Raw genomic sequence first — 10,214 nt, 5'->3', positions numbered from 1 at the left:
TGTCCGGTGGGCAGCGGACCGTGTGCGTCGGGTCGGCAATCCGGCGGACATCAACATCCAGGTCAAGGAGATTGACGAGTGATTCAGCAGGAATCTCGCCTGCGGGTCGCCGACAACACCGGTGCGAAGGAAATCCTCTGCATCCGCGTGTTGGGCGGTTCCTCGCGGCGCTACGCCGGCATTGGCGACGTCATCGTCGCCACTGTCAAGGACGCCATCCCGGGCGGCAACGTCAAAAAGGGAGAGGTCGTCAAGGCGGTCATCGTGCGCACCACCAAGGAGCGCCGTCGTCCGGACGGAAGCTACATCCGTTTCGACGAGAACGCCGCCGTCATCCTCCGCGGTGAGAGCGATCCCCGCGGAACCCGCATCTTCGGCCCGGTCGGCCGTGAGCTGCGTGAGAAGAAGTTCATGAAGATCGTGTCGCTGGCACCGGAGGTGATCTGACATGAAGGTGCACAAGGGTGACACCGTGATCGTCATCTCGGGCAAGGACAAGGGCGCCAAGGGCAAGGTCATCCAGGCCTTCCCGCAGGAGCAGCGAGTCCTGGTCGAGGGCGTCAACCGCATCAAGAAGCACACCGCCGCCTCGGCCAACGAGCGTGGCGCATCCTCCGGCGGCATCGTGACCCAGGAAGCCCCGATCCACGTGTCGAACGTGATGGTCGTGGACTCCGACGGAAACCCGACCCGCGTGGGCTACCGCGTGGACGAGGAATCCGGTAAGAAGGTCCGTATTTCCCGCAAGAACGGGAAGGACATCTGATCATGACTTCTACAGAAATCAAGACCCCGCCGCGCCTGAAGACTCGCTACCGCGAGGAGATCAAGGACGCGCTCAACACCGAGTTCGACTACGCCAACGTCATGCAGATCCCCGGCGTGGTCAAGGTCGTCGTCAACATGGGTGTCGGTGACGCCGCCCGCGACGCCAAGCTCATCAACGGTGCCGTCGAGGACCTCGCGCTGATCACCGGTCAGCGCCCGGAGATCCGGCGCGCCCGCAAGTCCATCGCGCAGTTCAAGCTGCGTGAGGGCATGCCGATCGGCGCCCGTGCGACGCTGCGCGGTGACCGGATGTGGGAGTTCCTGGACCGTCTCGTGTCCATCGCGCTTCCGCGTATCCGCGACTTCCGTGGCCTCTCGGACCGCCAGTTCGACGGCAACGGCAACTACACGTTCGGCCTCAACGAGCAGTCGATGTTCCACGAGATCAACATCGACAAGATCGACCGGCCGCGCGGTATGGACATCACCGTCGTGACCTCGGCGACCACCGACGAGGAAGGCCGTGCGCTGCTGCGTCACCTGGGCTTCCCGTTCAAAGACAACTCCGTGAAGGACAACTGATGGCAAAGAAGGCTCTGGTCAACAAGGCCAACAAGAAGCCCAAGTTCGCCGTGCGGGCCTACACCCGGTGCAACAAGTGCGGCCGTCCGCACTCGGTGTTCCGCAAGTTCGGTCTGTGCCGTGTGTGCCTGCGCGACATGGCACACGCCGGCGAGCTGCCGGGTGTGCAGAAGTCCAGCTGGTGATCTGAGCGATTTCGATCAGGCGGACTGCATCCCCGATCTCGTAGTGTTCCCCGGCGTCGTCCGTCGGTGACAGCTACGAATCCTACGGGTACCGTCAACGGCCCCACCTCTCGACGAGAGGTGGGGCCGTTGCGCGTTCAACGGTTGGCGACCCAGTCGTCGATAAGGTCGGGCAGACTCTCGACGCTCGCGCTGAGTGAGCGCTGGTAGGTTCGGTTGACGATGGCGTCGGCCATCTTGCCGAAGACGCCGCCGAGGCCGGACTCCGATTCGATCCGGTAAGTGAACACACATCCGTCGGGTGTCTCCTCGAGGTCGGTCCAGATCGTGAAGTCGAACGGGGATCGGGTGCTGTGGAATTCCGTCGCCTTCCCCGCATCGACGCGGGTGAACTCCCCGTGCCACTCGACCGTGCGGCCGAGTAGGCGGGTCTTGCCCTCCCACTGGGACCCGACCGCGAGGGGGCCGTCGCTGAGCGACCTCGCCTCGATGGTTCCCGGTGTGATGATCGCGATGTGCTCAGGAGTGCTGTTGTATTCCCAGACGACGTCCGCCGGGTGCGCGAGAGTGACTGTGGCGCTGGACTCAGGCATGAGGGGTCTCCCTTGTATGCGATGCCTGCTGATGATCTGCCGTGCCGGGACAGGAAGCCCTCGACGGCACGGACTCTGCTGTGACGAAGCGCGACTCTCAGAGTACGCTTTCACGACTGAGTGATCCAGGGATGCTGCGGCTGATTCCTTTGTCTCACTAAGGGATTCGTTCACACACCGAAACACGGGTACCGAACCGACCGGTCCCGCGATGGTGGTCCGGCCGTGCGGCCACCATCGCGGACACGCCGTATCTCTTATCCGGCAGTCGGTTTGCGGCGCCGACGTTCCCGACGATTCGGCCCGTAACTGCGCGAGATGATGCGTGGGCCGACGACTCGGACCTCCGGATCGGGGAGAACGCCCTTCACCGGTTGATGCACCGGCTCGAGTGCGTACTCCTCATCCCACGGGAATCGGCCCCAGTCGTCGGGCCACACCACCTGTAGCGCCGGCGCATCGGGGAACAGAACGTTGCTGATGCTCATGTCGTCCTTGTCGATGAGCTCGACGAGGCGGACCGGTACGTCCAGCACGCCGACGCAGATCTCCGTGCCGGCCTGCACGAGTTCGGTCCAGTCACACCGATGGAGCACATCCCCGAGTTCGTTGATCACCGCCGCCGAGGTCGCGGCGTCGAGACCGTAGACGATGAGCTCGGGGATCGAATGCAGAGTCAGTCCGGTCGAGTAAGCGAAGGCGCACTCGGGTGGTTCACAGTCGTCTGCGCACTCGGCGCACAGCTCTGACACCGAGGTGACAGACCACCCGTACGCACGTATGCGGTGAAGGGTGTCCTGCACGAGTGGCTCGGGATGCCAGCGCGGCAACCCCCGGATCGCGGCGGCGTGGTCCGACATGTTCGCTCCTTTGTTCGAAGGTGCGATCCAGTAGACCAGGCGGGTCCGACAGGTTCATCAGACTCGAAGCGAACCGAAGGAGACCAGCGATCGGCGTAGCGCGGATCAGCCCGCCGATCGCTGCGCGATCCCGACCACCTCGTCCTCGGTGGGCGGACTCTGCGGGTGATGGCTCAAGCAGAGCGGGGTCGTCACCTTGGTGAACCCGGCGCCCTCGCGCGCCACGTAGAACACGCCCGTGCTCAGGCGACCGACATCGCCGATCGAACTGCCCTTCGCGCGGGCGATCTCCTGCGCGGTCGCGATCTGCACAGGCGCATTGAGCATGCCGAAGAACTGCGTGGCGGAATTGCCGGGGATCTTGGCGTTGAGGCCCTTGGGTGCCTGCGTCGCGAACACCAGGCCGAGTCCGTACTTGCGTGCCTGCGACACCAGCGCCAACGTGCTCTGCAGGCAGGCGGTGCCACGGTCAGACGGCGCATAGTTCTGCGCTTCGTCCATCACGAAGAGTCCGCCGAGCGGCCGCCCGTCGGCCGGGTGTTTCTTGATCCACGCGAACAGCGCCATCTGCAATTCATTGACGAAGTTCTGCCGCTTGTCGTCGCTGGCCAGTGCGGAGAGGTTGATCACCGAGACGCGGGCGCGATAACCGGGAGACGGTGTGAGCAGGACCGCGGGGTCCGCGGGAGCCCCGGTGCCGCCGAAGAGCGGATCGTATGCGCGTGCGGCCTTGAGGTTCTCGGCCATCTCGGCGGCGTAGCGCCGTGCCTCCCGCAACCCGCTGACGTCGTCGGGCAGGTCGGTCAGCAGGTCGATGAACTCGACGATCCCGCCGGAGTGCCGTCGACCGAAATAGCGCAGAGAGTCCATCAACACGGCTCGTGACTGCGTGGCCTTGGCGGTCTTGCCGCCGACCATCGCCCGGGGGATGAGTCCGGCAGTCGCCGCTTCCACGGCCGCCTCGAACTCGTCGGCGTCGTCGGCGACCTCACTCAGATCCGGGAGCGGGCGAAAGCTCAACGGACGGCCCGACGAACGGCCCGGGGTGAACACGGCGACCTCGGTCCCGGCGATGTAGTCGGCGGCCTTGTCGCGTTCCGCGTCGTCGGCCCACGTGCGCTCGTCGTCCGGCCATGCCGAGCCGAGCCGCGACAGGTCGTTGTTCACATCCAACACGATCGACGAGACACCCTGCAGCGCACACTCTTCGATGATCCGTCGGATCAGGACGGTCTTGCCGGAACCGGAACCGGCGAAGATCGCGGTGTGTTTACGCAGGGCCTCGAGTGCGACGGTGACCGGACGTCGCGACCCGACCTCTGCGCCCACGGTGATCGTTCCGACCTCGGCGTCGCCACCGACTGCCGGCGCAGGCGGCCGCGCGGCGGGGCGTGCGGCGGCGCCGAGTACGACACTCGTCGCCGACTCGCTGAGCGCGGACACCGCGTAGCGGTCGCCGCTGCGAACCGGCGTGACGGCGGAACGGCCCCGCGGACGTTCGTGTCGTGCCGGCTGGTCGGTCCGGCCGAGGTCGTCGCCCGTCCCGGCGGGCGGCACGGCGCGCGCGGCGGGCTCGAGGATCTCCGCGATGAAACCGACACGAGCGGCGGGGTTTCGGCGGGCGGTCCATTCGCTGAGGAATTCCGAACGCTCCGAACGTATCCGCGCGAGGGCGGTGAGGATCTTGATCTCGTCGTCGGTCCAGGCGACGACCCGTCCGCCCCGCTGGTGGAGTTCGGTGACCATCTCCGCGGTCTTCGCCCCCGACGGCCAGGGGTCGCGGCGGAGGACGACCAGTGTGCGTGCGGCGCTGCCGAGTGACAGCCCGGCAGCGGTCGTCGCATTGGCGAGACGGGCCTGCACCGAGCGTGGGTGTGTCGCCGAGACAGCTCGGAAGCTCCACGATTCCTCGGCATCGGTCTCGGGATCGAGAATCCGCGTGATCCGTCCGTGGAGCACGGCTTTGGGACTGGGCTTGGGGTCCTGGCGGAAGGCATCACCGGTGTCGCCGAGTGCTTCGATCCACGAGGCGAATCCGGCCTGCAACAGCACCGGAACGGTCTGATCCTCCGACTCCGGTGTCAGGGCGAGGGATGGGTCGGCCGCCGCGAGCAGCTCCGCGAAGCGCTGATCGAGTTGTGTGAGTTCGGGTTTCTCGTCGTCGGTGGATACCTGTTCGACCGGGGCGTCGGTGGTCAACGACGCCATCTCGCGGAAGACGTCGGCACGCAGACATGCCCCGATGTGGCGGTCCACGGTCCGCATCAGTTCTCGCGGCGTGAAGTCGACCGACGCGGTCAGCGCGGCATCGGTCACCGGCCATGTCGGATACGGCGGCGTGAAGTCGGCCTCGGCGAAGCACGGGGCGAAACGTTTGGCCAGCAACGCCCGGCCGAAATCTGCCGAACCGGGACGCTGCAGCCGCGGCGGCTGGCGAAAGCGGTCCATCGCCGACGCCATGACATTGGCTTCCAGGTACTCCCACGCGGCGGTGATCGACGAGACCACCGCCGCAGTCCGGCTCATCGTCTCGCGGATCGACATCAGTCCGTGGGCTACCTTCTCCACGGAATTCTCGTCGTGCCGGTTCTCCGACTTCGCCGCCTCGATCAAGGTGTCGATCTGATCGATGGCGAGGACGGTCGCACCGTCGAACGCGACGATGCGCGAGATGTTCTCGACGATCTCCTGGTAGCCCAGCCGCGCGTTGCGGATTCCCCACTCCGCCAGCTCTTCTCCGTCGTCGACGTCGAGATGTAGAAACGCCTCGCCGAGATCCTTGGTGGCGAAGTCGTCGGCCTCGGTCAACACCAGCGCACGCAGGATGTGCTGGGAGCGCCGACGGTGCCGTGAGTGGGTGGTGTAGACGGTGGTCACATACCGGTTGAGGATCTCGGGCGTCACGGCGACCTCGCCCGTCACCGCCGAGAGGTCGTCCGGGCCGACGCCGGTGGCGTGTCCGAGCCGATCGAGCAGCTGCGCGAGCTGGGAGCGGTGCGTCGGGGTGGGCCGGCTGAGGTCTTCCAACATGGCGACGAGGACCGAGCGCCAGAAGTCCTCGCCGTCGAGGAGCTTCACCAGGAAGAAGTAGCCGCCGGCATCCTGTACGCGTTCGCGGACCTGGCCGAGGAGATGCGTCTTGCCGGCACCGGCGGGTCCGCGCACGGCGACACCGAGCGGACTGGCGGCCTTGCTGCGTTGAGCATCGGCGAACGCCCGCATGATGTCGCCGACGATGGGCTCGTGCAGGCCCGGCACGTGCAGCGGTGCCTGCGGTCCCCACACGTCGTCGGGTGTCGCGGCCCAGTCGAGCCGGATCGATTCCATTGCCTGCCGGGTGGTTTCGTCCATCACAGCTCCTCGATGGCAAAAAGGTGGCACGCCTGGGTGCCCACGATGACAGCCGCCGCACGGTCGGCGTCGGTGAGCAGCGCACGATCCTCCTGCGGGATCAGGCTGACCCCCGGTGCGCGCTGCAGGTTCACCAACGCGGTGTCGAGAGTGGCCGCGTCGACATCGTCGAGTCCGGCGCGTAGTGCCGACAGCGTGACCCAGGCGCCGGGTCGGGCGGCCAGATCCGCGTAACCGGTGCGGATCCGTTCCTCGAGCGGCGATGCCGCGTTCTGCTCGGTGTGCGGAGTCTCCTCAGCCCGGAACACCTCAGCCCGGAACACCTCGTGGAGACGGAGATCCTCGGCGGTGAGGTATCGTCCGACACCGGCCATGACCGCGTACAGCGCCCGGATCGGTGGCTGCGCCCCCTTCGGCGGTTCTTCGGTGAGTTCGCGTGCGCACCAGGCCCATCCGCGGTCGGTGAGGGTGTGTACGAAGCTGTTGCGTGGTCCCTTCACGGAGTCGATGAGCCCGAGCTCGTTCAACGTCTCCCGGCTCTTCTTCGTCAGTTCGGGCGCCAGCGCACGCAGTTGCGGATTGGGCACGTCGCGGGCCTGCGACATGAGGACGAACAGGACCGCACTCTGTGATGGCGTGAGCGACACGTGTTCCAACGTCAATGTCTCCTCGGACGGGTGACCGGGTCTGGGACGGGTGCCGACACAACACGGTCGGCGAGGACCTGGCGGATCTCGTCGACCACGAGTCCGACATCGGTGAGGACCTGCGCATTCGGGTAGCGGAGCACGATGAACCCGTGACGTTGCAGGATGTTGTCCCGGGCGCGGTCGGCGGCGTACTTGCCGGGCTGCCGGTGGTCGTCGCCGTCGACCTCGACGACCACCCGGGCACGTGGCCAGTGCACGTCCACGATCGCCGTCGGCGCCATCGGATCGATGTCGTCGAGGCGGCGGTTCCATCGCCGGTCGTGCGCCCATTGGTGGCGCCGTAGGGCGCGCTCCAACGTCTGCTCGGCGATGCTGTGGGGAGCAGGCATGCCCTCGAGTCGGCTGGCGGACATCACCTGCGGCGAAGGCTCCGCTGGTTCGGAAACGGGCCCGGGCGCGGCCGCCGGCGACGAGCGGAAACGGCCGCGGACCGTCGAGCATCGGGTCACGTCGGGGAGGGTGTCGGCCGGTAGCCAAACCGGGAGGTCGCCGTGCTCGGCGACCCAGCCGACGCCTGCGGCCACGACATCCTGTGTGTTCCGGTCGAGGTCCGGTGGAGCGGTGACGGCGAGGATCACGGTGTCGCGGCCATATCCGTGGCGCAGGAGCCGGACCAGGCCGCGGGCGCGGAGCTCCGGTGATTGATGCGAGCGACAGGGTGATCCGGTCGCCGCCGCCCGGGCCAGTTCGACGACGAAGGGCCGATAGTCGGCTCCGATCGCGGCCAGGTCGCGGGCCCGGTCCTCGGCGTCCGCGACGTCGATGCCCGCGGATTCGTCGAAGCCCAGCCATGCGGGTGCCGTGGACACCACGATCTGCTCGATCGCGTCGAGGATCTCGTCGACGACGCCACGGGCCGACAGCGACTGCGGGCCACAGTAGGCCAGGATCACCGGAAGATCGCGTCCGACATCGGCGATCAGAGCATCGATGTCTGCGCGATACACGTCGACCAGCCGCACCACTCGGCCCGTCCGTGCGGCACCGGCGATCCAGCCGTCTCGCGCGGTGTGTTCCGATAGCCGGTCCTCGACCGTCGGTGGCGGGGGAACAGGCTTCATCGGTGAGGAATATATCGCTTCGCGCCGACAGCGGCTCATCGGCACGTAGCCGACGCTCGAGCCGCGGCGGGGTGCGGCGGGGTGCGGCGGGGTGCGTCGAAGACTCTCGCCTACGTCGGCGACTCGCGGACCACCCGTCGTTTGATCCCGAAGAGCGTGAACAACGCTGCTCCGGTCGCGAACACCACGAGCAGAGTGAGACCGATCGTGTAGCTGTGTTCCTCGGCGTTGTAGGTCGCACCCATCACCATCGGCGGGAAGAAGCCGCCGAGCCCGCCGGCGGCGCCGACGATGCCGGTGACGGAACCGACCCGCTCGGCCGGCGCGGCTTGTGCCACCCAGGTGAACACCGAGCCCGAGCCGAGGCCCATGCACGCTGCCATCAGCACGAAGTTGAGACCGGCGGGGAGTTCGAGCGGAGGCTCGGTGATCATCCAGATCGCGAGTACGGCCGCGCCGGCACACGAGATGAAGGTGATCATGCGCGGACCGAATCGGTCCGAGAGGACGCCGCCGATCGGGCGTGCGATCACCGCGGCGAGTGCGAAGCCCGCGGTTCGGGTGCCGGCGGCCTGCAGATCGAAGTCGTAGACGTCCTTGAGGTACGTCGGCAGATAAGTGGAGAACGCGACGAACCCACCGAACGTCGCCGCGTACAGGAACGACATCTGCCAGGTGATCGGAAGTTTTGCGGCGGCAACCAACTTGGGTGTCACCGCGGCGCGGTTGGGTTGCCATACGGGGGAGTCGTGCATGAACATCCACACGATGACCGCCACCGCGACCAGCGCCACCGCGACGATGACGTGTGTGGTGACGTAGCCGAACCAGTCGACGAACCGTGGGGTGAAGAACGCCGACAGCGCGGTCCCGCCCATGCCCGCGCCGAAGATGCCGGTCGCGAATCCACGTTTGGACGGTTCGTACCATGCGTTGACGAACGGGATGCCGACGGCGAAGGTGGTGCCGGAGATGCCGAGGAAGAAGCCGATGACGAGCATCATCGGGTAGGACCCGAGTTCGCCTGCCACGGCGACGAGTACGACGAACGGTGCGGTTGCGACCAGCAGCACCGGGAACATGAGCCGGCCGCCGTAGCGGTCGGTGAGCGCGCCGGTGAGGATGCGCCCGACGGAGCCGACGACGATGGGGATCGCGACCAGGATCGACTTCTCGGTCGACGACAGGTTCATGATCTCGGCGTAACGGACGCCGAGGGGAGCGATCAGGTTCCACGCCCAGAAGCTGATGCAGAACGCCAGCGTGGCCAGCGCGAGGTTCACACTCTGGCCCGATTTGAGTGCGGCGGGACTGCTGGTTGCGGTGGTCATCGTTGACGATCCTTCGTCGTGGGGTGGTTACTGACGATCCTTCGTTCCGACGGGCGCCCAACCGGGGCGGGACGAACGGCTACCGGGTGCGTCGGCGATGTCGCGGCTCCGGTAGACGATGTAGGGCCGGAACAGGTAGTGCACCGGCGCGGTGAAGGCGTGGACGAGCCGGGTGAACGGCACCATGGCGAACACGAGCATCCCGACGAGGATGTGGATGTGGAACCGGAACGGGGCCGCGTTCATCGCGTCGATGTCGGGTTGCAACAGGAAGATCGACCGGAACCACGGCGAGACGGTCTCGCGGTAGTTGACGCCCTCGGCGTCGGGCAATGTCCCGATGAGGGTGATGTAGACGCCGAGCACCAGGGCGGCGGTCAGCACGACGTACATCACCTTGTCGTTGGTGGTGGTCGCCATGAACACCGGTCCGGTCCGTCTGCGGCGATAGATGAGGATGGCCAGCCCGCCGAGGGTGGCGACACCCGCGACGAGGCCGAAGCCGGCCGCGACGATGTGGTACATGTGCTCGGACACACCGATCGCGTCGGTCCACCCTTCCGGGATGACCAGACCCATTGCGTGCCCGATGATCACGACGAGGATGCCGAAATGGAACAGCGGTGAGCCGATGCGCAGCAGGCGGGACTCGTACAGCTCGGATGAGCGTGTGGTCCAACCGAACTTGTCGTAGCGGTAGCGCCAGATGGTGCCGCCGATCAGCAACAGCAGTGTGACGTATGGCAGCACCCCCCACAGCAGCACGTCCATTC

At 66.7% G+C, this 10,214-nt stretch carries 11 protein-coding genes; 4 read left to right on the top strand and 7 right to left on the bottom strand.

Annotation, left to right across the window (positions count from 1 at the left end):
* Window positions 1-78 precede the first annotated feature (78 nt).
* The 4 genes from rplN to VZC37_RS11930 are packed head-to-tail and all read left to right on the top strand — an operon-like array spanning window position 79 to window position 1,535.
* A complete protein-coding gene (gene rplN / locus VZC37_RS11945) occupies window positions 79-447 on the top strand; it encodes a 50S ribosomal protein L14 (protein WP_330432716.1) in 369 nt (122 codons plus the stop codon).
* A gap of 1 nt (window position 448) precedes the next feature.
* Window positions 449-766, top strand: coding sequence for a 50S ribosomal protein L24 (rplX, locus tag VZC37_RS11940; RefSeq protein ID WP_235724966.1), 318 nt, complete (start codon window positions 449-451; stop codon window positions 764-766).
* 2 nt (window positions 767-768) lie between these two features.
* Window positions 769-1,350 carry a 50S ribosomal protein L5 gene (gene rplE, locus VZC37_RS11935; RefSeq protein WP_330432715.1) on the top strand — a complete coding sequence of 194 codons (582 nt, stop codon included), beginning with the start codon at window positions 769-771 and terminating at the stop codon, window positions 1,348-1,350.
* Window positions 1,350-1,535: a type Z 30S ribosomal protein S14 gene (locus tag VZC37_RS11930; RefSeq protein ID WP_160900647.1), complete on the top strand. Its 186-nt coding sequence runs from the start codon at window positions 1,350-1,352 to the stop codon at window positions 1,533-1,535. Before rplE ends, VZC37_RS11930 begins: the two co-directional genes overlap by 1 nt.
* A 137-nt stretch (window positions 1,536-1,672) precedes the next feature.
* Here VZC37_RS11930 and VZC37_RS11925 read toward each other — a convergent pair whose 3' ends face one another.
* From VZC37_RS11925 to narI, 7 genes are all read right to left on the bottom strand, one after another.
* Window positions 1,673-2,128, bottom strand: coding sequence for an SRPBCC family protein (locus VZC37_RS11925; RefSeq protein WP_330432714.1), 456 nt, complete (start codon window positions 2,126-2,128; stop codon window positions 1,673-1,675).
* A gap of 257 nt (window positions 2,129-2,385) precedes the next feature.
* Window positions 2,386-2,988 (bottom strand): DUF4262 domain-containing protein, encoded by a 603-nt coding sequence (locus tag VZC37_RS11920; protein ID WP_330432713.1) that lies wholly within the window; start codon window positions 2,986-2,988, stop codon window positions 2,386-2,388.
* Between the two features lie 105 nt (window positions 2,989-3,093).
* Window positions 3,094-6,339 (bottom strand): helicase HerA domain-containing protein, encoded by a 3,246-nt coding sequence (locus tag VZC37_RS11915; RefSeq protein ID WP_330432712.1) that lies wholly within the window; start codon window positions 6,337-6,339, stop codon window positions 3,094-3,096.
* The gene (locus VZC37_RS11910; RefSeq protein ID WP_330432711.1) at window positions 6,339-7,001 is read right to left on the bottom strand and encodes a MarR family transcriptional regulator; all 663 of its coding nucleotides are present in this window, start codon (window positions 6,999-7,001) and stop codon (window positions 6,339-6,341) included. Before VZC37_RS11910 ends, VZC37_RS11915 begins: the two co-directional genes overlap by 1 nt.
* Window positions 6,998-8,110, bottom strand: a complete 1,113-nt coding sequence (locus VZC37_RS11905; RefSeq protein WP_330432710.1) for an endonuclease domain-containing protein — start codon at window positions 8,108-8,110, stop codon at window positions 6,998-7,000. Before VZC37_RS11905 ends, VZC37_RS11910 begins: the two co-directional genes overlap by 4 nt.
* A 110-nt stretch (window positions 8,111-8,220) precedes the next feature.
* On the bottom strand, window positions 8,221-9,441 hold the full coding sequence (locus tag VZC37_RS11900) for a nitrate/nitrite transporter (RefSeq protein WP_330432709.1): 1,221 nt from the start codon (window positions 9,439-9,441) through the stop codon (window positions 8,221-8,223).
* Window positions 9,442-9,468: 27 nt separating this feature from the next.
* Window positions 9,469-10,212: a respiratory nitrate reductase subunit gamma gene (narI, locus tag VZC37_RS11895; protein ID WP_330432708.1), complete on the bottom strand. Its 744-nt coding sequence runs from the start codon at window positions 10,210-10,212 to the stop codon at window positions 9,469-9,471.
* Window positions 10,213-10,214: the final 2 nt, after the last annotated feature.

The organism is Gordonia sesuvii (genome assembly GCF_036350415.1).
Taxonomy (GTDB): domain Bacteria; phylum Actinomycetota; class Actinomycetes; order Mycobacteriales; family Mycobacteriaceae; genus Gordonia; species Gordonia sesuvii.
The sequence above is the reverse complement of the archived record's forward strand: the minus strand, read 5'-3'. Positions and strand labels throughout refer to the sequence as shown.